Here is a 21624-nt window from a genome sequence, read left to right as displayed (position 1 = left end):
CTGGAAGTTCCCGTCTCGCCGTCGTCGGCCGGACGGGCTGGAAGTTCCCGTCTCGCCGTCGTCGGCCGGACGGGCTGATAGCTCCTCCTGCCGCCGTCGTCGGGTGTCCGTCGGACAGCCGACGACGGTGCTCGGCGGACGGTTTCAGCCCGTCCGGCGTTTGAGGACGAGGCCGGCAGGCCGATGGGAGGGCGGGTGGGTGGGGGAACATCCGCCGCGGAGCGGGGGATCACCGGGAGGCGACGACGGCGGGACGCGGAAGGATCAGCCCGTCCGGCGATTGAGGACGAGCGCGGAGCGCGATCAGACCCCGGCCCCGGGCCAGGGCCCGGGCGTGTCCCGCTGCCGCTCCTGCGAGACCTCCGTGTGGAAGAGCGTGAACCCCCGCCGCAGATAGTTGTCCATCGCGTGCTCACCGTCCAGGCTGCACGTGTGCAGCCACACCCGCTTCGTGGGCGCACGCCCCGGCCAGCGCTCGGCCAGGTCCCAGGCGCGGGCGGTGCCGTACGACAGCAGGTGGCCGCCGATCCCGCGGCCCCGGAAGGCCGGGATCAGGCCGAAGTAGACGATCTCCACGGCGCCGTCGTCCTGCGGGTCAAGCTCCACGTACCCGGCGGGCGTGCCCCGCTCGTACGCCACCCACGTCTCCACGCCCGGCCGCGTCAGGTGCTCCTGCCACTGCGCGTAGCTGAGCGAGAGGCGGTCCACCCAGTGGATGTCGCCGCCGACGGCGGAGTACAGGAACCGGCTGAACTCGGGCGAGGGCACCTCGGCCCGCACGATCCGCACATCGCCCTCGGGCGCCGGGGCCGGCAGCAGGTCGGTCGGAGCGGTCTGCTCCAGGGACCAGGTGGTGACAGTGATGCTCATGGCGGCCAGGGAACCACGGGCGGGCGCGGCCCGGCCACCGAGCCCCGGCCTGACTCGTGTCAGCCGGCCCCGGGGCGCGGCGCGAGGCGGACGCCCGGCGTCACGGCACCGCGTCCGCCCGGGCCCTGATCACCGCCGGGGCCAGGGAGTAGGGCAGGAGCCGCGCCGGATCCTCGGGCAGCACCAGGTCGACGTCCGCGTCCTCGTGGAAGCGGTACGGGCGGTGCGCCACGAGCCCGCCCAGATAGCGGCGGACCCGGGACAGCTCGGCCCGGACCGTGACCGTGCGCCCCGGGTCGCCGAACAGGTCCGCGGCCAGGCCCGCCGCGCTGCGCCCGGCCCGGTGCGTGGCCAGGAGGTACAGCAACTCCGCGTGGCGCGGCGAGAGGTCGTGCGTCCAGCAGCCCGCGCTGCCGGTGACGGTCACCGTCCAGCGGCGCGGCCCGCTGACGTCCACCACCACCCGGGCACCGGCGGACGCCGGGTCCGCCTCGTCCTCGACCCGCAGCAGCCAGCCGCCGGGCAGCGGCGCCACCGCGCACCGGCCGAGCGAGGGCAGCCAGGTCCGGCCGGCCGCGAGGGACTTCGGCAGCGTGACCCGGTCCACCGGCGGCATGCCCGTGACCGCCGCCGTCCAGCCGTGCGTGTCCACCGCGACAGCGCGCCCGTCGAGCCGAGCCAGCAGGGGCGCGGCCACCGCGCGCAGCCGGTCGAGGGCCGTCAGGTGCTCCTCGCGCAGCCGGGCCTCGGCGAGCTTGGCGACCGAGCCGACGAGGGCCAGCGTCGCCGGGTGCAGCGTGTCGAGCGGCCCGCTGATGTCGACGACGCCGAGCAGCCGCCCGTCGCGCGGATCGCTGATGGGCGCGCCCGTGCACGTCCAGTCGTGGTGCGAGCGGACGAAGTGCTCGGCCGAGAACACCTGCACGGGGCGGCGGGTGACGATCGACGTGCCCACGCCGTTGGTGCCGACGACGCTCTCGCGCCAGTCCGCGCCGACCTCGAAGCCGTGCCCGTCGGCCATCCTGAGCACCGACTTGTTGCCCTCGCGCCACAGCAGCCGCCCGTCGGCGTCCGCGACGACCATGATGTGCTGCGCCACGTCCGCCACCGAGAGCAGCCCCTCGCGCAGCACCGGCAGCACGGCCCGCAGCGGTGAGGCCTGCCGCCGCCGCTCCACCTCGTCGGTGGACAGCACCCCCGCGCGGATGTCCCGCTCGGGGTCGACGCCGCACGCCAGCATCCGGTCCCAGGACGCGCCGATCACCGGCCGCGGCCCGAACCGGGCGCGCTGCCCGGTGATCCTGGCGTCCCGCATCTCCAGGAGCAGCCGCGCGGCCTGCGCGGCGTTCACCGCCGTGAGCCGTTCGAGGTCGAACGTGGCGCGCGTGTCCATCACCGGTTTCCTCCCGCTCCCCGAGCAGGCCCACAGCGGGGTCATGTACTCATCGTGCCCTTCCGGGCGGGCCGAGGGACATGCCTCGGCCGGTCGTTGAAAGCCGGATGTTGCAACCCCCTGCAACTCTGGCGAACAGTCGTACGGTGTCCAAAACTTGGCAGCGCGCCGCCGCGTGCGGCGCCCGTCCCGACGGGGCCTGAAAACCGGGGGTGGTGCCGTGTCGGCGCAGCACCACCCCCGTGACAGCACTGCCGTCCGGCGGTGCCGTCCGGCCCCTCGGGCACCTACCGGCGCCCCGCACGGGGCACGCCGGGCCTCCCCCGGGGCGCGCGCCCGCGAGCGCGCGCCCGTCCTCGCCCCCCCCGCGTACGGCGGTACGGCGGCCGCCCCGGCGCGTCGTGCCGGCGCCCGGCCGCGCCCCGCTCACCTCACCGGTGCACGGCCGCCCGGTCCACCACGGCGCCCAGGTCCAGGCTGTGCGGCAGCGTGCCGAATGCCGCGCCCCAGTCGCCGCCGAGCCGGGACGCGCAGAACGCGTCCGCCACCGGCGCCGGCGCGTACCGGACCAGGAGCGAGCCCTGGAGCACCAGCGCCATGCGCTCGACGAACCGGCGCGCCCGGGCCTCCGCGCCCGCCAGGTCGGCCAGCTCCGTCAGCAGGTCCTTGATCGCCGCGTCCAGGCGGTGGTCGGCGCCGCGGGCCGCGCCCACCTCCTCCAGGAAGGCGTTGAGAGCCAGCGGCTCCCGCTGGAGCGCCCGCAGCACGTCGAGGGCCTGGACGTTGCCCGAGCCCTCCCAGATCGAGTTCAGCGGCGACTCGCGCAGCAGCCGCGGCATCCCCGAGTCCTCCACGTAGCCGTTGCCGCCCAGGCACTCCAGGGCCTCCGCGACCAGGGGCGTGCAGCGCTTCGTCACCCAGTACTTCGCCGCCGGCACCGCGAGCCGCAGGAACGCCTGCTCCCGCTCGCCCCCGTCGTCGTACGCCGCGGCGAGCCGCAGCGCGAGCGTCGTCGCCGCCTCCGACTCCAGGGCCAGGTCCGCCAGGACGTTGCGCATGAGCGGCTTGTCGACGAGCCGGCCACCGAACGCCTCCCGGTACGTCGCGTGGTGCACGGCCTGCGCGACGGCCTGCCGCATCAGCGCCGCGGAGCCGATCACGCAGTCCAGCCGGGTGGCCGCCACCATCTCGATGATGGTGCGCACCCCGCGCCCCTCGTCCCCGACCCGCCGCGCCCACGTCCCGTCGAACTCGACCTCCCCGGAGGCGTTCGACCGGTTCCCCACTTTGTTCTTCAGCCGCTGCAGGGCGAATACGTTCCGCGTACCGTCGTCCAGTACCCGGGGCACCAGAAAACACGTCAGCCCGGATTCCGCTTGCGCCAGCACGAGAAACGCGTCGGACATGGGCGCGGAACAGAACCATTTGTGCCCGACGAGCGTGTACGCGCCGTCCTCGGAGAGCGGCGTGGCACGCGTCGTGTTCGCCCGTACGTCGCTGCCGCCCTGCTTCTCCGTCATTCCCATGCCGAAGAGGACGCCCGCCTTCTGCGCGGCGGGCCGCAGCCCCGCGTCGTACACGATGGACGTCAGCCGCGGCTCCCACTCGGCGGCCAGCGCCGGGTCGGCGCGCAGCGCGGGGACGGCCGCGTGCGTCATCGACACCGGGCACCCGTGCCCCGCCTCGGCCTGCGTCCACACCAGGAACCCGGCCGCGCGCCGCACGTGCCCGCCCGGCCTGCTCCAGGCCGCCGTCAGACCCGCCCCCACGGCCTTGCCGAGCAGCCGGTGCCAGGCCGGGTGGAAGGCGACCTCGTCGACCCGGTTCCCGTACCGGTCGTGGGTGTGCAGCACGGGCGGGTTCTCGTTGGCGAGCGCCCCCCACTCCTGCGCCTGGGACGAACCGGCGGTACGGCCGAGCAGCGAGAGGTCCGCGCGCGCGTCCGGAAGCAGGGCCGGGTCCAGATGCCGCTCGACCGCCTCCACGAGCGCCCGGTCGCACGTGAAGACGTCATATCCCACCAGGGGCGGAGCCTGGTTGGTCACTGTGTGGGTGGTGGCTGCCATGCCGCTACGGTAAGGAGGTGCACCAGGCAAAAGAAACACCCGGGCGGGCACCGGGCCGCTGGAACCGGGCCCGCGCTCTTTACCGCAACGTATCCAAGCGCAGGACCGCCTGGCTGCTTCTGAAGGACACCGTCAACTCCTGCATCGAGTACCGCATCCTCGGTCTCGCGGCGGAGGCGGCGTTCTTCACGCTGCTGTCCGTGCCGCCGCTGCTCCTCAGCCTCATCGGGCTCCTCGCGTACGTGGACCGGTGGACCGGCGCCCGCACCATCGAGAGCGTCGAGAACAACATCCTGGAGGCGTCCCGCACGATCCTCTCCGACAAGGGCGTCCGGGAGATCGCCCAGCCGATCCTGGAGGACGTGATGAAGGTCGGCCGGCCGGACGTCATCTCCATAGGGTTCCTCTTCGCCCTGTGGTCCGGCTCGCGCGCCGTCAACGTCTTCATCGACACCATCACCGTCATGTACGGGCTCGACGGCGCCCGGGGCATCGTCAAGACCCGGCTGCTCGCCTTCGTCCTCTTCCTCGTCGCGCTCGTCATCGGCTCGGTGGCGCTGCCGCTGATGGTGGCGGGGCCGGACGCGGTGGTGAAGCTCGTCCCCGGCTCCACGACGATCGTCCAGATCCTCTACTGGCCCGTCGTGATCCTGCTGTCCGTCGTCTTCCTGACCACGCTGTACCACGTGTCAGTGCCGGTACGGTCCCCGTGGGCCGAGGACATCCCGGGCGCGCTCATCGCCCTCGGCATGTGGGTCCTCGGCAGTTTCCTGCTGCGGATCTACCTGACCAGCACGGTCGAGGGGCCCACCATCTACGGCTCCCTCGCGGCGCCGGTCGCCGTCCTGCTGTGGATCGGCGTCTCCGCCTTCGCCGTCCTCGTCGGCGCCGCCGTCAACGCGGCGATCGACCGGGTCTGGCCGTCCGTGCAGACGGCGGCGGCGCGGGCGGCGCAGGACCGGGTGCGGGAGGCGAAGGCGGCCGAGCTCATCGCCCGGGCCGCGGCGGCGCGGGCCGCGGAGGATCCCGACGACCCGGACATGCCGGCGGAGTTTCCCGAGCGGTGGTCGCGGTTTCTGCCTCCTGAGGATGTTTCCGGGCGGCTTCGGGCGCACCATGCCCGGCGGGACGAGCCGCCTGAGGCGTGAGCGGGGCTCTCCCTTCCCACCCGCCCCCCGGGTACGCCCCCACCGTCTCGGCCGGGCCCCGCCCCCTGACGGCCCCCGGCCCCACCGCCGCCCGCCCGGCCCGGCCCCGCCCCGGCGGCCCCCGGCCCCACCGCCGCCCGCCCGCCACCGCTTGCCGCTGCGCGGCGTGCTTCCCACGACCTGGCCGGGCCCGGCCTGGCGGCTTGCGGCTCTGCCCTCGGCTGCCCGTCACTGCTCGCCGCTGCGCGGCGATTTTCTCCCGCCGCCCACCCGTACAGCCCCACCGTCTCGGCCGGGTCCCGGCCTGGCGGCTCGCGGGTGCGTCGTCGACTGCCCGTCACTGCTCGCCGCTGCGCGGCGATTTTCTCCCGCCGCCCACCCGTACAGCCCCACCGTCTCGGCCGAGCCCTGGCCTGGCGGCTTGCGGGTGCGTCGTCGGCTGTCCGTCACTGCTTGCCGCTGCGCGGCGTGTTTCCCGCCCGCTTCCCCCGTGCTGCCCGGTGACGTGGCTGGGCCTTGGCCTGGCGGCTTGCGGGTGCGTCGTCGGCTGTCCGTCACCACCTGCCGCTTCGCGGTGCTTTCTCCCACCCGTCCACCCGTACAGTCCCACTGTCTCGGCCGGGCCCCGGCCTGAGGGATTGCAGCTCTGCCGTCGGCTGTCCGTCACCGTTGGCCGTTTCGCGGTGTGTTCCCCGGTGGGCCTGACCCGGCCCGGCCTGGCGGCTGCGGGCGTGTCGTCGTCCGCCCTTCACTACTTGCCGCTGCGTGGCTCCCTGCCAACCACCCACCCGTACTACCTCGGCGACTCGGCCCGGCCCCGGCCTGGCAGCTTGCGTTTGCCGCTTCGCGGTGCTCTCTCTCACACCAGCCCACCAGTGTTACCCCAGCGACCTGGTTCGGGTCCGTCCGACGGCCTGCCTATCCGTCGTCGGCCGGCCGTCACCACTGCCGCTTCGCGGCGATTTTTCCCGACCGCTCGTACCATCCCGGCGACCTGGCCCGGCCCTGACCTGACGGCTACCGGGCTCGTCGTCAGCCGTCCGTCACCGCTTGTCGCTTCGCGGCGGACGCCTCCTGCCTGCCCGTCCGTCGCGTCCGTCGCTGCCTGGTGTCCGCGTCAGCCCCCGGTTGGGGGCGGCCCAGGGCGTCGTGGTCAGGGGTGGGCGGCCGCTGCCGCTCACCTGCCCCGGGTGGGGGGCGGGTGGGTGGGAGAAGGGTTCAGCCCGTGCGGCGTAAGGGGGGGGGCGGCGGGAAGTTTTGACCGTCGGGGGTCGAGGTGGGAGAAGGGTCCAGCCCGGGCGGCACACGTGGGTGGGGGAGAGTTCGGGCCGTTCAGTGGTCAAGGGAGGGTGGGGGCTGTTTCCAGGTGGTTGTTTCTGCTGTTTCCTGGGTGTAGGTCGAGAAAAGCCTCGGGGGGCGGCCGAGTATCTGCCGTACGCCGTCGGAGACGTATGCGTTGCGGCCGTCCAGGTTTGTTTCGAACAAGTCGATCAGGAATTCCACTTCGCTTTCGGGGATGCCGAATGCGCGCAGGGCGGTGCCGTAGGCGCGGGGTTCCACCGGTACGTAAGTGAGTGCACGGCCGGTCGCCGCCGCTATGTCCTCGACCGCGTCGCGGAAGGACAGGAGCCGGTCGCCGCTCACCTCGATGATCTGTCCGGCGTACCGGTCCCCGGCGGTGAGCACCGCCACCACCACGTCCGCGACGTCCCGGACGTCGACGAAGGGCTCCAGGACCTCCCCGGCGGGGAAGACGAGCTGCCCGGCCCGCAGGCCGTCGACAAGGGGGCCCTCGCTGAAGTTCTGCGCGAACCACGCGGACCGTACGACGGTCCACCGCCGCGCCCCGGCCGCGGCGAGCGCCCGCTCCGTGGCGTCCGCCTGGGGCTCGCCGCGGGCGGAGAGCAGGACGAGGTGGCGTACGCCCAGCTCCGCGGCGCGGCGCGCCAGCGCGCCCACGGCGTCGGCGGCGCCCGGGGCGCCGACGTCCGGGAAGTAGGTGAGGTACGCGGCGTCCGCGCCCCGCAGCGCGGCGTCCCACGTGGCCGGGTCGTGCCAGTCGAAGCGGACCCCGCCGCAGCCCGAGCCGGCGCGCGAGGCCGCCCGCACGGTGAGCCCGGCGGCCCGCGCCGCCCGCCCGTCGGGGCTCCCGGTGCGCCCCGTCGCCCCGGTCACCAGGACGGTGAGGCCGTCGGACGCGGCCGGGCCCGCGGCCGTCCCGCCGTTCGTGTACTGCGTGTTCGTCGTCATGCCCCCAGCCAACCCGCGCCCCGCGCCCGCGGCCATCGGTCAGGAACTCACCTCCATACGCGGGCGTCTACGCTGCCCGCATGGACGTACTCGCAGGCTTGTTGGAGGGCCCGCGCGCACGGGGGGCCTTCATGCTGCGGGCGTGCTTCGCGCCGCCCTGGGCCGTGCGCATCGCGGACGAGGCACCGGTGTCGGTCATGATCATGATGCACGGCGAGGCCGCCTGGATCGTCCCCGAGGAGGGGAGGGGCGCGGCCGCCGAACCCCGGCTCCTCCGCCCCGGCGACCTCGCCGTCGCCCGCGGCCCGGCCCCCTACCTCGTCACGGGCGACCGGGACACGGAGCCGTACGCGGAGATCCGGCCGGGCCAGGTCTGCGTACCGCTCAACGGCGCGCCCGAGGACCACTACACCCGCTTCGGGACGCGCGAGTGGGGGCAGCCCGGCGGGCCCGTGCGGATGCTGATCGGCACGTACCAGATGCGGGGCGAGATCACCGGGCGGCTCCTGGACGCGCTGCCGCCGCTGCTCGTGCTGCCCACCGAGGTGTGGGACTGCCCGCTCACGCCGTTCCTCGCCGAGGAGATCGGCAAGGACGAGCCGGGCCAGGAGGTCGTCCTCGACCGGCTCCTGGACCTGCTGCTCATCGCGGCGCTGCGGGCCTGGTTCTCCCGCCCGGAGGCCGAGGCCCCGGCCTGGTACCGCGCGCTCGGCGACCCGGTCGTCGGGCCCGTCCTGCGGCTCCTCCAGGACGAGCCCGCGCACCCCTGGACGGTGGCGTCGCTCGCCGCCCGGGCGGGGGTGTCCCGCGCGGCGCTCGCCCGCCGGTTCACCGGGCTCGTGGGGGAGCCGCCGATGACGTACCTGACGGGCTGGCGGCTCGCGCTCGCCGCGGACCTGCTGCGCGACAGCGACCGGACCATCGCGGCGATCGCCCGCGAGGTCGGCTACGGCAGCGCGTTCGCGCTCTCCAGCGCCTTCAAGAGGGTGTACGGCGTCAGCCCCCAGGAGCACCGCACCAAGGCGGCGTAGCCTGGGCGGCGTGGCAGGGCAGCGGGAGCGGGCCGGGGGCCCGGGGGACGCGGGCAAGTACGCCGAGCGGCCCTCCGCGCTGCTGCCCGGCGCCGTCGTGTGGACCAAGACCACCGCCCCCTCGGGCGCGGGCTCCCCGGTCCTGCCCGACGGGTGCATGGACCTGCTGTGGACCGAGGGCAGGCTGTTCGTCGCGGGTCCGGACACCCGCGCGTACACGCCGGGGACCGTACCGCAGGGGCGCTACGTCGGCGTGCGCTTCGCTCCCGGCACGGCGCCCGCCGTCCTCGGGGTGCCCGCGCACGAGCTGCGCGACCGCCGCGTCGAGCTGGCCGACCTGTGGAGCGCCGCCGAGGCCCGCAGGCTGACCGCGCGCGTGGACGCCGCCGCCGACCCGACGGCCGCCCTGGAGCGCGTCGCGTACGAGCGCGCCGGGCGGGACGCGGCGCCCGACCCGCTCCTCGCGCGCGTCGTGGCGTCCCAGGCCGCGGGCCGTGGCGGCGCCGAGACCGCGGCCGCCGTGGGTTTGGGCGCCCGGCAGCTCCACCGCCGCTCGCTGCCCGCCTTCGGCTACGGCCCCAAGACCCTCGCGCGCGTGCTGCGGCTCCAGCGGGCGCTGGCCCTCGCCCGCGGCGGCCTGAGCCCCGCCGCGACCGCCGCCGTCGCGGGCTTCGCCGACCAGGCCCATCTGGCGCGCGACGTCAAGGAGTTGACGGGGAAGCCGCTGGGTGCCCTGCTGCGCGGTGCCTGACGACACCGCCGGGCGGAGCTACCGCCCCTGCTCCGCGAAGAGGTCGGCGCCGCTGCCGTCCGGGTCGAGCACGACGGCGTAGCGCTGCCCCCAGGGCGCGTCGAACGGCTTGAGCTCCGCCCGGTACCCGGCGGCCACCAGCTCCTCGTACACCGCGTCCACGCCCGCGGGCGTACCGCAGTGGAAGGCGAGCCCGATCCGCCCGCCCCCGGCCGGGGGCCGCCACGCGGGGTGGAAGGAGCGGACGGTGTCCTCGGTGTCGAGGGCGAGGCGCGTGCCGCCCGGCAGCGTGGTCTCCACGTGTGGCAACTCCTCGGCCCCGGCGGGGAATTCCAGCCCGAGGCGGCGGTAGAAGGCGAGGGAGGCCGACAGGTCCGAGGTGACGATGCTGATCAGGTCAAGCCGGGGCGTGACCCGGGGGGTGGTGTGGTCGCTGTTCATGCGGGAAGCGTAGGCAGCGCCTCCGCGGCCGGTCTTGAAGGAAACGGACACCGCGCCCCGGCCGCGCGCCCCCGCACCACCCGGCCCGGTGTCCCGGGTGCCGAAACCTCGCTACGGTGGAGGCATGGGTATCCCGGGCGAGAACCATCTGGCGGCAGCCGTCGTGGCCCACCGGGGCCGTGTGCTGCTCGTGCGCCGCAGCGAGACCGAGCGGTTCCTGCCACGCGTGTGGGGGGTGCCCTGCGGCAAGCTCGAACCGGGCGAGAGCCCCCGCGACGGCGTGCTGCGCGAGCTGAAGGAGGAGACCGGCCTGCTCGGCCACGTGGTGCGCAAGGTCGGCGAGTCCTCCTTCGTCAGCGACTACCGCGGCCGCGAGGTGAAGAACTGGCAGGACAACTTCCTCGTCCGCCCCCTCACCCTCGACGTGTCGCTGCCGCACCCCGACCAGGAGCACCGCTGGCTCGCCCCGGACGAGCTGCGCACCGTCGAGATCGACGACTACAACCTGGACGTCGTCCAGCAGGCCCTCAGCCGCCTGCGACGCTGACACCGCGGCCCCCGGCCCCCGTCAGGCGGGACGGGCACGCCGCGCCGACCGGTCGTCGCCTGGTCCACCCCGCCCCCGTCAGGCGGGCCGCGCCCGCTCCAACCGCCCGCCCTCGCCGACGAGTTCGGCCAGACGGCGCAGCTCCTCCAGGTACTCCGCCACCCCCAGCGGCTCCTTCGCGTACGCCTGCGCGCGCTCCGCCCGCCCGGCCGCAGCCCCGGTGAACACGTCCGTGTACCGCCGCCGGCCCACCCCCGTCTCCAGGAACAGCGTCACCGTGGTGCCCGGCGCCGCGCACCACGCCCGGTGCAGCGCGTACGGCGACAGGGCGTAGCCGCTGCCCGCCGCGTACTCCGCGGTCTGCGTGAGCCGCAGCCGGGCGCTGCCCGCCGGCTCCAGGAGCCAGTCGTTGACGTCCGCCGACAGCGACTCGCGGTAGCGCGCCGCCGTCAGCGCCCCGTCGCCCGCCGTCTCGTACAGCTCCATGCCGAGCCTGCCGCGCACGACGTACGACGCCAGCGGGGAGCGGTGGTTGTGGATGTCCTCGTGGCCCGCGCGCACCGTCCCCGGGTGCCACACGTGCGCCCGCAGCCGGTGGTGGGCCCCGGCGCCGACGAGCAGCAGCTTGTCGAAGCCGAGAACGTGCCGGTACGACAGCGGCGCGCACCCCGACGGGTCGCCGCGGCCCGACGCCAGCTCCGTCACCAGGGGGACGAGGCGCTCGGCGGAGCCCAGTTCGGCGACGACCGTGCGCGCCGCCCGCACCAGGTCCCCGCCGTCGAGCCCCGTCAGGGTCCCCTCGATCAGTTGCCGGGCCCGCAGGACGTGGCGTCCACCCATACGCGGTCGCTCCGCCTTCCTGTGCGCGGCCCCGCCCGCCGGGGCCGCCGGGCCGGAGGTCAGGCCTCCGGCTGATACATCCATACGGCATGGGCCCGCAGCGCCGAAAGCCCCTGATAGGTCATCCACAGCGGACGGCCGAGGTCGTGGCCGTCCCAGTGCCAGATGCCGTCGCGCTGCTGGCCCAGGACGCCCGCGACGGCGCTGGTGACCAGCGCCCGCCAGGCCTCCTCGCGCCCCTCGTCGGCGGCGAGCTCCCAGGCGCCCGGCGTGAGCAGCGCCCGCACCATCCAGGCGGCGGTGAAGTGCCGTACGTACAGCACCTCCTGGCGCCACACCACCTGCGGGTGCGGGCGGCGCACCTCCTCCTGGGCGCCCCGCAGGTCCGCGCACGTGTCGTGCGCCGGCACCGGGCAGGACAGCAGCCAGCGGACGCCGTCCTCGCGCGCCGCCCGGGCGTTCGCGTCCTCGCCGAGCACGCGGGCCGCGCGGTCCAGGGCGACGACGGCCTGCGCCGTGTGCACCGGCGAGGGCCGCGTCACGTGCCCGGCGGGCACGCGCAGGCTCGCGCCCCAGCAGCGGCGGTGCTCCCGCGCCGGGTCGGTGATCGTGCGGTCGACCAGCTCGGCCCGCAGCCGGGCGATGGCCGGCGCGTCCGGCGCCGCCCGCAGCAGGCCGCGCAGCACCGTCGTCACCACGTGCGTACGGGCCAGGCCCGACGGCTCCAGGTCCGGGGTGAAGCGCGCCGCGCAGCACGCCGCCTCCTCGGCGAGGCGCGCCGGGTCAGCGCCCGCCCGCGCGAGCGCGCCCAGCACGAGCGCCGTCACCTCCGGCCGGGACACCGAGCCCTGCGAGCGCGCCGCCCAGCCGCCGTCCGGGAGCCGCAGCCGCCACAACGTCTCCACCAGCCGCGACGGGCTCAGCCGGCCGTCGCGCTCGCCCAGTTCGAGCACCAGGTGCAGCCCGTACGCCGTGCCGGTCGGGGTCGGCAGGACCGGCCGGGTCTGCTCGTCCAGGGCGTGCGGCCAGCCGGTGAGCGGGCCCCGCTCCGGGTCGTCGACCTCGGCGAGCTCCTCGCGGAGCGTGGCGTACGCGGCGGCGGCCAGCGCCGGGAAGGGCCCCGGTGCGGCGGACGGCGGGGCGTCCCCGGCGCCGCGCGCGGGCACCGGGCCGGCGCCGTCCGCGCCGTCCGCGCCGCCCGCCCGCGACCGGGCGCGCAGCAGCGCCGCCGACAGCCAGGCGGCGGTGCCCGTGCCGACGCCGCTGACCGCCGCGATGCCGTACCGCGCGGCGTCGGGCGAGATCGCGTCCGGCAACACGCCCACCAGGGACTGGAACACCGCGTACCCGGCGGCGACGCAGCCGAAGCCGCCGAGCCAGCCCACGAACCGCGCCGGGGGCGCGTCGTCCGGGGGCGGGGGCGTGGGCTCCGGCCGCGCGGGCCTGTGGCCGAGCCGCGGGTGTGACACCGGGTGCTCCCTCCCCCCAGGGCGGCGCGTGAGTCGTCCCTTCCAGTCTAGGCGGCCGCGACCGCGTTCCTCCGGGTCACACGGGGTGCGGGGGCCCGGCCACCGCGGTGGGCACCGACCCTACAGTTTTGCCTCACCGGCCCGCTTCGGCCACCGAGAAAGTGAAGGCGAACTCCGCGGGCTCCGCCCACAGTTCGTACCGCGGCAGCACCCCGGGCCCGCACGACTGGGAGCCGATGCCGCGCTGCCCGTGGTCGAGGTGCACCCACACCGTGTCACCCGGCGTCAGGTCCGTGCGGTGCGTGGCGGCGTCGAGCTCCTCGGTGCTCCAGGGCCGCGCCGTGAACCAGAACGCCGGGTCGCCCACGACGCGCACGCCCGGCCCGCCGAAGCCCGCGCGCAGCTCCGCCCAGCGCACGTCGGCCCGCGCCCCGTTCTCCTGCGGTCGCACGTACGGCGTCTGCATCCGCTCCACCCACGACGACCACCAGCCCATCCGGGAGGCCGCCCTGGTGTCCGGGTACGCCTCGCCGTCACCGCCGAACCAGTCCGCGCGGTCGATCGCGGCCGGAAGCCCGAGCCGTACGCCGAGCCGGGGCAGCGGCACCTCGTCCCAGCGGCCCTCGGGCGTCACGGACACGGCCAGGCGCAGGGCCGTGCCGTCCGACGTCCAGCGGTAGACGGTGCGCAGCGCCAGGTCGCGGGCGGCGGGCGCCACCCGGGTGCGGACGGTCAGGGCCTCCCCGTCCGCCTGCACGCCGTCGAGGCGGTGGCGCATCCGGTGCAGGCCGAGGGTGCGCCACAGCGGCCCGTAGCGGGTGTCGGGCTGCCAGGGCGCGCCGTCGTCGTTGTCGGTGGGCGCCCGCCACACGTCGAGGCGCGGCGCGGACTTCAGGGCGATGTCGCCGAGGGCGCGCAGCTCACCGGTGCGGACGTCGAAGCGGCCCGGGCCGAGCGTCAGGTCGTAGCCGCGGCGGCGCGGCCGCTCACCGGCGGCGACGGGCACCGGCGGACGCGCGGTCACGGGGAAGTCGGCGCACGCCACCAGGTGGTCCAGGGGCGCCCAGTTGGTCTCCTCGCAGACCATCGCCGACAGGTGCAGCCACGTCTCGGCGTCCCCGGCGGCGGCGGGCGGATCGGGCAGCTTCAGCTCGACGCTCTCGCCGGGCCCGAGCTCGGGCGGCACGTCGAGGGGCCCGGACGCCGACGGCGTGTCACCCCGGGGGCCACCAGGGGCGAGGGGGCCTCCCGGGCCGACGGGGCCGTCGACCGTGTACGTCCACTCGAAGGCCAGCTCCGACAGGTCCGCGACGTCGTACAGGTTGGTCACCCGCACCGTGCCGGTCCCCGCGTCGTACGCGAACCGCACCGGCTGGATCACGCGCTTGTACTCGACCAGGCCCGGCGACGGCATCCGGTCGGGGAAGCACAGGCCGTCGCAGACGAAGTTCCCGTCGTGCAACTCCTCGCCGAAGTCGCCGCCGTAGGCGTAGCCGAGCTGCGGGTGCTTCAGGCCGTGGTCGACCCACTCCCACACGAAGCCGCCCTGGAGCCGCTCGTACGTCTCGAACAGCCGCTGGTAGTCGCTGAGCCCGCCGGGCCCGTTGCCCATGGCGTGGGCGTACTCGCACAGGATGAACGGCAGGCCGCGGCGCCGCTCCGGGCCGCCGTCCTCGCGGCGGCCGATCCGCTCCACCTCGGCGTGGTCGGCGTACATGCGCGAGTACATGTCCGTGTCGGCGCAGGACGGGTCGCCCTCGTAGTGCAGCAGCCGCCCCGGGTCGCGGTCGCGGATCCACTCGGCCATCGCGGTCAGGCCCCGGCCGGTGCCACACTCGTTGCCCAGCGACCAGACGATCACCGAAGGGTGGTTCTTGTCCCGCTCGACGGTGCGCTCCGCGCGGTCCAGGAGCGCCGGGGTCCAGCGGGCGTCGTCGACGGGGTTGCCCTCCCAGCCCCGCGCGGTGAACCCGTGCGTCTCCAGGTCGCACTCGTCGATGACCCACAGGCCCAACTCGTCGCAGAGGTCGAGGAAGGCGGGGTGCGGCGGGTAGTGGGAGGTGCGCACCGCGTTGATGTTGTGCAGCTTCATCAGCCGGACGTCGGCGCGCATGGTGTCCGGGCCGACCGCGCGCCCGGTCTCCGGGTGGAACTCGTGCCGGTTGACGCCGCGGAAGAGGACCGGCCGTCCGTTCACGGTGATCAGCCCGTCCACCACGGCGACCGTACGGAACCCGATCCGCAGCGGCACCCGCTCGCCCGGCGTGGCGAGGACCCCGTCGTACAGCCGGGGCCGCTCCGCCGACCAGGGCTCCACGGCCACGGTCACGCTCTCGCCGGTGGCGACGTCGATCCCCAGCTCCGGCACGGTGACCCGCCCGGCGACCTCGGAGTCGACCCGCAGGGTGCCGGTGCCGTCGCGGTGGTCGTACGACGCGTGCGTGAAGAAGTCCCCGACGGCGCCCTCGGGCCGGTGCAGCAGCGTCACGTCCCGGAAGATGCCCGGCAGCCACCACTGGTCCTGGTCCTCCAGGTACGAGCCCGACGACCACTGGTGCACCCGCACGGCGAGCACGTTGTCCCGCGGCCGCAGCAGCGGCCCCACCGCGAACTCGTGCGGCAGCCGGGACCCCTTGAAGTCCCCGAGCGGCGTGCCGTTCAGCCACACCCGCGCGCACGACTCCACGCCGTCGAACCGCAGCGTCGCCCCGCCGTCCGCGGGCCAGTCGGCGGGCAGGTCGAAACAGCGCAGGTGGTCGCCGGTCGGGTTCTCGGTCGGCACCCGCGGCGGATCGACGGGGAAGGGGTACGACTGGTTGGTGTAGACGGGCGCGCCGTGGCCCTGCAGCACCCAGTGCCCGGGCACCACGACCTCGTCCCACGCCGCGGCGTCGAACCCGTCGGCGGCGAACGCCTCGTCCTCGGTGTCGGCCCCCGGCGACAGCCTGAACCGCCAGCTCCCGTTGAGCGGGAGCACGGCGGCGTCCGACCCCGCGTACCACGCACGGGGCGGCAGACCGCCGGAGCCGGGGGACACGTCCTCGTGGTAGGGGAGCTCCATGTCCCCATCAGACCGTGCGGAGGCGGCCCGGCTCAATTATTTCCGGCGCGGCCGAGCCGGTTTCTTGCCCGGAATTCCGGGCGTGCGGCACACGGGTGACGGGCGGGCGGAGCCGAGCGGAAAAACAGGTGGCGTCCCGCCGACGGGCCGAACTAGAGTGCTCCACGTTCCCCGGCGGCGCCGTGCCGCCGGAGTACGGCCGACCACGATGCGGAGGTGTGACCGATGGCTGTCGCTGCGACGGGTGCTGCCCACGTCCTGACGTTCGTCACTTCCACCTCCGTGGTCTCCGGCTGACTTCATCTCCCGGCGCCTTCCGGCGCCTTCGCCGCGCCGTCGTGCGCGCGTGCCGGGGCCACCCTTGTGAAGGGTCTCCCCTTGTCTTCGTCGTCTTCGTCTTCGTTCTCTTCTTCTTCCTCGCTCTCTTCCCCGTCCTCGGCATCCTCCGCGGTCCCGGGCGCGCACCCGCTGGCCGCCTACGGCTGGGACGAGGGCTGGGAGTCCGCGTTCGCCCCGTACGCCGAGCGCGGGCTGCTGCCCGGCCGGGTGGTCCGGGTCGACCGGGGCAGTTGCGACCTGGTCGTCACCGAGGAAGGTGTCATCCGGGCCGACACCACCTACGTCACCCCGCACGACCCGCTGCGCGTCATCTGCACCGGCGACTGGGCCGCCGTGGACGCGCCCGGCGGCGACCCGCGCTACGTGCGGGACTACCTGCCGCGGCGCACGTCGTTCGTGCGGTCCACCTCCTCCAAGCGGTCCGAGGGGCAGATCCTCGCCGCCAACGTCGACCACGCGGTCGTCGCCGTGTCCCTGGCCGCCGAACTCGACCTGGGGCGGGTCGAGCGGTTCCTGGCCCTCGCCTGGGAGTCCGGGGCCCAGCCCGTCGTCGTGCTCACCAAGGCCGACCTCGTGCCCGACGCCACCGCCCTCGCCCACCTCGTCCAGGACGTGGAGACCGCCGCGCCCGGCGTGCCGGTGCTGCCCGTCAGCGCCGCGTACGGCGACGGGGTCGACGTCGTCACCGCCGTCGTGGGCGGCGGCACCTGCGTCCTCCTCGGGCCCTCGGGCGCGGGCAAGTCCACCCTCGCCAACGCGCTCGCCGGCACCGACGTCATGGAGGTCCAGGCCGTCCGCGACGTCGACGGCAAGGGGCGGCACACCACCACCACCCGCAACCTGATCCCGCTGCCCGGCGGCGGCGTGCTCATCGACACGCCGGGCCTGCGCGGCGTCGGCCTCTACGACGCCGGCAGCGGCGTCGGACAGGTCTTCGCCGAGATCGAGGAACTGGCGCGGGACTGCCGCTTCCACGACTGCGCGCACGTGGCGGAGCCCGGCTGCGCCGTGCTCGCCGCCGTGGAGGACGGCTCGCTGCACGAGCGGCGGCTCGACAGCTACCGGAAGCTGCTCCGCGAGAACCAGCGGATCGTCGCGAAGACGAACGCGCGGGCGCGGGCGGAGATGCGGAAGGAGTGGAAGCGGCGGGGGGCCGAGGGGAAGGCGGCGCTGGATATCAAGCGGGGGCGCATGCGCTAGCCGGTCGGGTGGGCTCCGCCCTTGGTCCGGCCCCGTTTCCGGCGGCTCGGCACCTGGGGCTGTGCCCACCCTCGCCCACAGCCGGGAGCGGCTGCCGTACGTCCGTGTCCGAAATCCGCCAGCCGGTGGCCGGCGGGCCGATGACACTGGACAGGTGAGCGATCTCGATACGCGGTACGAAGCCGTTCGCAGTCGTGATGCCCGGTTCGACGGGGAGTTCTTCTTCGGTGTGTCCACCACCGGGATCTACTGTCGGCCGAGCTGTCCGGCCGTGACGCCCAAGCGGCAGAACGTGTCCTTCTACCCGACGGCCGCCGCCGCGCAGAGCCGGGGGTTCCGGGCCTGCCGGCGGTGCCGCCCGGACGCCGTTCCGGGGTCCGCCGAGTGGAACGTACGCGCGGACGTCGTCGGCCGCGCCATGCGGATGATCGGCGACGGCGTCGTGGACCGCGAGGGCGTCGGCGGGCTCGCCACGCGGCTCGGGTACAGCGCCCGGCAGGTGCAGCGCCAGCTCACCGCCGAGCTCGGCGCCGGCCCCGTCGCGCTGGCCCGGGCGCAGCGCGCGCACACCGCGCGCGTGCTGCTCCAGACCACCGACCTGCCGGTCACGGAGATCGCCTTCGCGGCGGGCTTCGCCAGCGTGCGGCAGTTCAACGACACCATCCGCGCCGTGTACGAGCTGACGCCCACCGGCCTGCGCGCCGCCGCGCCCAAGCGGGGCGGCGGCCGGGCCACGCCCGCCGCGGGCATCCCGCTGCGGCTCGCCCACCGCGGGCCCTACCAGGCCGCCGCCGTCTTCGACCTGCTCGCCGCCGAGGCGCTGCCCGGCGTCGAGGACGTACGCGGCGAGCGCGGCGCGCGCACCTACCGGCGCACGCTGCGGCTGCCGCACGCCGGCGGCATCGTCGCCGTCGAGGAGCGGGGCCCGCGGCGGCGCGCCGACACCCGCGAGGGCGGCTGGCTCGAGGCCCGGCTGCACCTCACGGACCTGCGCGACCTGACCACGGCCGTGCAGCGCCTGCGCGGTCTCTTCGACCTGGACGCCGATCCGTACGCCGTGGACGAGCGCCTCGGTGCCGACCCCCGCCTGGCGCCGCTGGTGCGGGCCCGGCCGGGGCTGCGCTCGCCGGGGGCCGCCGACCCGGAGGAGTTCGCCGTCCGCGCGGTCGTGGGGCGGGCCGCCGCCGCGCGCCTGGTCGCCGAGCACGGCACGCCGCTGCCGAGCCCGTGCGGGACGCTCACGCACGTCTTCCCCGAGCCCGCGGCCCTCGCGGACCGGCTGCCGCTGGCGGCCGCGCTGGCCGACGGCACCGTACGCCTGGACGCGGGCGCCGACCGCGACGACGCCGAGCGGCACCTGCGCGCCGTGGCCGGCGTGGACGCGGCGGCGGTCGCCCTGATCCGCATGCGGGCGCTCGGCGACCCGGACGTGGCCCCGCCCGGCGCGCCCGTGGACGACGCGTGGCGGCCGTGGCGGTCGTACGCGGCACGCCATCTGTGGGCCGCCGAGCGGGAGAGGGTCTGACGCGCCCGGCGCGCCGCCTCCACGCGGCCGGTCAGCCCGCCTCCTCCTCCAGGCCCCAGCTATGGATCCGCCGGGGGTGGACGCGGATCAGCTCCTCGCTGAAGTGCGGGCCGAGGCCGTGCGGGCCGGTGAGCAGCTCCGCCTCGCCGCGGATGTCCACGCCCCGGACCTTCCACGGGCGTTCGCTGACGACGTCGTCCACGACGAGCGCCACCTTGGGGTTGGCCTGGAGGTTGCGCCACTTCTTCGTGGTGCCCAGGGAGTGGCCGCCGATGAGGATCGTGCCGTCGTCCTGCGGGAAGAAGCCGACCGGGTTGGCCTGTGGCTGGCCGTGCGGGTCGACGGTGGCGAGCCTGCCCAGGCGCTGGGACTTCAGGTAGGCGCGCTCGGCCGCGCTGAATTCGGTCATGGGGTGAGGCTGGCACGCGGAGGGGGCGGCGCGCACCGGTGCGTGGGCCCGGACCGGCGGTCCCGTCCGTCCCGGTGCCGGGCCTTCCCGTGCGCGGGTGGGGCGTCAGCCCCTGAGGCCGGGCCTTCCCGTGCGCGGGTGGGGCGTCAGCCCCTGAGGCCGGGCCTTCCCGTGCGCGGGCGGGGCGTCAGCCCCTGAGTACGACCGCCGTCACCCACGCCCCCACGATCAGCAGGCACGCGTAGAGCTCCACGAACACGTTCCAGCCGCCCGCCCGCAGGGCCGCCCGCACCGAGGTCGCCGCCTGGCCGTGCCCGCCGAGCCGCAGCCGCTCCGCCAGGTACATCCCGCCCACGAACCCGGGCGCCGCCCCCACCACCGGCACCAGGCAGAACCCGAGCAGCGCCCCGGCGCCCGCGTACGCCGCCAGCCGGTGCGTCGCGCCGGACTCCCGCAACCTGCGCGGCGGCAACTGCCAGCGCACCACCAGGGACACCAGGAGCACCAGGGTCGCGCCCACCAGGACGGCCCAGGCCAGCCCGTGCGGGTCCTGGAGCGCCCACCACAGGGCGCCGGCCCACACCAGCCACGAGCCGGGCACCCCGGGGACCAGCACCCCGCCGAGGCCGAGCAGCATCACCACACCGACCAGGGCGAGCTCCCACGCTCCCATCTGTTCAGGGTGCGGGAACGGGTGCGCGGTCGCAGGTCGGGCAGGTCAGGCCCGGCGGGGCCCGGGGGTGCGGGCCGGTCGGGCGGGTCAGGCCCGGCGGGACCCGGGGGCGCGGGGCGCGCCCGCCTCACGGGCCACCCAGCCGCGTTCGTACGCGTGCCAGCCCAACTGGAGGCGCGTCGTCACGCCCGTCAGCTCCATCAGGCGCTTGACCCGGCGCTGCACCGTGCGCAGCCCCAGGTCGAGCTGTTTCGCCACGCTCGCGTCCGTCAGCCCGGCGAGCAGCAGCGACAGGATCTCCAGGTCCGTGCCGTCGGGCCCGTCCGCGGCCTCGCGCACCGCGCCGTCCACGCCGAGGCGCAGCGGCAGCGCCGTCCGCCACACCGCCTCGAACAGGCCCGCCAGCGAGTCCAGCAGCCCGCTCGCGTGCACCACGAGCGCGGCGGGCTCCGCCGCCCGCGACGTCAGCGGCACCATCGCCAGCGCGCCGTCCGCGATCACCAGCTTCGTCGGTACGCGGTCCACCACCCGCACCCGCTCGGCGCGGCCCATGGCCTCCGCGATGTCGGCGAGCCCCGTCGGCGCCGCGAGGACCTCCCGCTCGACGACCACGCGGTAGGCCACGCCCCGGTGCGCGGCCTGCTCCTCCGCGTCGTTCTCCGCGCCGCTGACCGCGACCGGCCGGCCCGTCACCAGGGCGCACACCTCGCGGCGCGCACCGAGCTGGAGCTGGAGGAAGCGCTGCGCGACGGCGGCCGTGCCCGTCACCACCTCGACCAGGTCGTGCACGGTGGGCTCGGCCGCCCGCGCCCGGTACTCCTCGGCGAGCAGGGTCGCCGCCAGCTCCGCCCGGTCCAGCTCGTGCCGCCGCTGGGTGAGCAGCGCGCCGAGGGCCACGCCGGGCGGCGCCGCCACCCAGCGCCCGGCCCGGCCCGAGGACTGCGCCGCGAGCCCGTGCCGCTCCAGGCGGCGCAGCGCGCGCTCCGTCTCCGGCTCTGCGAGGGTGAGCCGGCGCGCCAGGTCCGGCACGTCGGCGGCTCCGACCGACACCAGTGCGCGGTACGCCGCCTCGTGCGTCTCGTCCAGCCCTACGGCGGCCAGCATGCGGCCTCCCTCCCCGGTCGTCGCGGCGCGTTCAAGCTGGTCCGGCCGTGGTTGGCGGAAACCGGCCACGGCGTGAACACGCCAGGGACATCATCACCGCACCACCCGCCCGTCTGCCAGGGTGGCCCGTGTGCCGGGCGGTCCTCCCGTGGGGGGTGGGACCGCCCGGCACCCGCCGCGCCACCCCGCACCACCCGGCCTCGATTTTCCGGATGAACCGTTTTCGTACGGCCTGTGCGGTGGACAATGAGGGCATGAGCCAGCAGGGGGAGAGGCCCGCCGGGCCCACGGGCCAGGAGGCCGACTGGTGGGCGCAGTTGTACGACGAGGAGAAGGACGACACGGGGCCCGCGGCCGCGGCCGACTCCCTGGACGACCGGTTCGCCTCGGCGGCGGGGACGGTGGCGCCGGAGGCCCCCGCGGCCGGCTCCCCTGACGCCCGGTCCGCCCCGCCGGTGCCCGACCCCCGGAGCGAGCGTTCCGGCACGGCGGCGGAGCCCGGGGCCG

General features: G+C 75.7%; 17 protein-coding genes and 1 pseudogene. 7 read left to right on the top strand and 11 right to left on the bottom strand.

Annotation, left to right across the window (positions count from 1 at the left end; genetic code table 11):
- Positions 1–303: 303 nt before the first annotated feature.
- The 3 genes from IE330_RS20435 to IE330_RS20425 form a co-directional block, all read right to left on the bottom strand.
- Positions 304–870 (bottom strand): GNAT family N-acetyltransferase, encoded by a 567-nt coding sequence (locus tag IE330_RS20435; RefSeq protein ID WP_190137517.1) that lies wholly within the window; start codon positions 868–870, stop codon positions 304–306.
- A 100-nt stretch (positions 871–970) separates the two neighbouring features.
- Positions 971–2263, bottom strand: coding sequence for a GAF domain-containing protein (locus IE330_RS20430; RefSeq protein WP_190137516.1), 1293 nt, complete (start codon positions 2261–2263; stop codon positions 971–973).
- Positions 2264–2694: 431 nt separating this feature from the next.
- Positions 2695–4329 carry an acyl-CoA dehydrogenase family protein gene (locus tag IE330_RS20425; RefSeq protein ID WP_190137515.1) on the bottom strand — a complete coding sequence of 545 codons (1635 nt, stop codon included), beginning with the start codon at positions 4327–4329 and terminating at the stop codon, positions 2695–2697.
- 17 nt (positions 4330–4346) lie between these two features.
- On the opposite strand from IE330_RS20425, the gene IE330_RS20420 reads away from it, so the two are divergent.
- Complete coding sequence (locus tag IE330_RS20420) at positions 4347–5477, top strand: YihY/virulence factor BrkB family protein (RefSeq protein ID WP_190137514.1); 1131 nt, start codon at positions 4347–4349, stop codon at positions 5475–5477.
- 1332 nt (positions 5478–6809) lie between these two features.
- Here the strand turns inward: IE330_RS20420 and IE330_RS20415 are convergent.
- The gene (locus tag IE330_RS20415) at positions 6810–7727 is read right to left on the bottom strand and encodes an NmrA family NAD(P)-binding protein (RefSeq protein WP_229925790.1); all 918 of its coding nucleotides are present in this window, start codon (positions 7725–7727) and stop codon (positions 6810–6812) included.
- A gap of 80 nt (positions 7728–7807) precedes the next feature.
- On the opposite strand from IE330_RS20415, the gene IE330_RS20410 reads away from it, so the two are divergent.
- Together IE330_RS20410 and IE330_RS20405 are read left to right on the top strand one after the other, a co-directional pair.
- Entirely contained in the window at positions 7808–8758 is a 951-nt protein-coding gene (locus tag IE330_RS20410) for an AraC family transcriptional regulator (protein ID WP_190137513.1), read from the top strand.
- 10 nt (positions 8759–8768) lie between these two features.
- Positions 8769–9509 (top strand): DUF6597 domain-containing transcriptional factor, encoded by a 741-nt coding sequence (locus tag IE330_RS20405; protein WP_190137512.1) that lies wholly within the window; start codon positions 8769–8771, stop codon positions 9507–9509.
- 18 nt (positions 9510–9527) lie between these two features.
- Here the strand turns inward: IE330_RS20405 and IE330_RS20400 are convergent, their stop codons facing one another.
- Entirely contained in the window at positions 9528–9950 is a 423-nt protein-coding gene (locus tag IE330_RS20400) for a VOC family protein (RefSeq protein WP_190137511.1), read from the bottom strand.
- Positions 9951–10074: 124 nt separating this feature from the next.
- On the opposite strand from IE330_RS20400, the gene IE330_RS20395 reads away from it, so the two are divergent.
- Complete coding sequence (locus tag IE330_RS20395) at positions 10075–10497, top strand: NUDIX hydrolase (protein WP_190137510.1); 423 nt, start codon at positions 10075–10077, stop codon at positions 10495–10497.
- 78 nt (positions 10498–10575) lie between these two features.
- Here IE330_RS20395 and IE330_RS20390 read toward each other — a convergent pair whose 3' ends face one another.
- The 3 genes from IE330_RS20390 to IE330_RS20380 all read right to left on the bottom strand — a co-directional run bounded on the left by IE330_RS20390 (position 10576) and on the right by IE330_RS20380 (position 15867).
- Positions 10576–11337 (bottom strand): hypothetical protein, encoded by a 762-nt coding sequence (locus IE330_RS20390; protein WP_190137509.1) that lies wholly within the window; start codon positions 11335–11337, stop codon positions 10576–10578.
- 59 nt (positions 11338–11396) lie between these two features.
- Positions 11397–12806, bottom strand: coding sequence for a hypothetical protein (locus IE330_RS39065; RefSeq protein ID WP_229925789.1), 1410 nt, complete (start codon positions 12804–12806; stop codon positions 11397–11399).
- A gap of 133 nt (positions 12807–12939) precedes the next feature.
- Entirely contained in the window at positions 12940–15867 is a 2928-nt protein-coding gene (locus tag IE330_RS20380) for a glycoside hydrolase family 2 TIM barrel-domain containing protein (protein ID WP_190137508.1), read from the bottom strand.
- Between the two features lie 468 nt (positions 15868–16335).
- On the opposite strand from IE330_RS20380, the gene rsgA reads away from it, so the two are divergent.
- Both rsgA and IE330_RS20370 read left to right on the top strand, forming a co-directional pair.
- Positions 16336–17406 (top strand): ribosome small subunit-dependent GTPase A, encoded by a 1071-nt coding sequence (gene rsgA / locus IE330_RS20375; protein ID WP_373314695.1) that lies wholly within the window; start codon positions 16336–16338, stop codon positions 17404–17406.
- A 154-nt stretch (positions 17407–17560) separates the two neighbouring features.
- A complete protein-coding gene (locus IE330_RS20370; protein ID WP_190137506.1) occupies positions 17561–18931 on the top strand; it encodes an AlkA N-terminal domain-containing protein in 1371 nt (456 codons plus the stop codon).
- 31 nt (positions 18932–18962) lie between these two features.
- Here the strand turns inward: IE330_RS20370 and IE330_RS20365 are convergent, their stop codons facing one another.
- The 3 genes from IE330_RS20365 to IE330_RS20355 form a co-directional block, all read right to left on the bottom strand.
- Positions 18963–19340: a PPOX class F420-dependent oxidoreductase gene (locus IE330_RS20365; protein ID WP_190137505.1), complete on the bottom strand. Its 378-nt coding sequence runs from the start codon at positions 19338–19340 to the stop codon at positions 18963–18965.
- Positions 19341–19527: 187 nt separating this feature from the next.
- Complete coding sequence (locus IE330_RS20360) at positions 19528–20013, bottom strand: DUF456 domain-containing protein (RefSeq protein WP_190137504.1); 486 nt, start codon at positions 20011–20013, stop codon at positions 19528–19530.
- A gap of 87 nt (positions 20014–20100) precedes the next feature.
- Positions 20101–21117 (bottom strand): helix-turn-helix transcriptional regulator, encoded by a 1017-nt coding sequence (locus tag IE330_RS20355; protein ID WP_190137503.1) that lies wholly within the window; start codon positions 21115–21117, stop codon positions 20101–20103.
- A 254-nt stretch (positions 21118–21371) separates the two neighbouring features.
- Here IE330_RS20355 and IE330_RS39060 point away from each other — a divergent pair.
- A pseudogene (locus tag IE330_RS39060) lies at positions 21372–21624 on the top strand (protein phosphatase 2C domain-containing protein); the annotation flags it as partial.

It is taken from the genome of Streptomyces longispororuber, assembly GCF_014656095.1.
Classification (GTDB): Bacteria; Actinomycetota; Actinomycetes; order Streptomycetales; family Streptomycetaceae; genus Streptomyces; species Streptomyces longispororuber.
The sequence above is the reverse complement of the archived record's forward strand: the minus strand, read 5'-3'. Positions and strand labels throughout refer to the sequence as shown.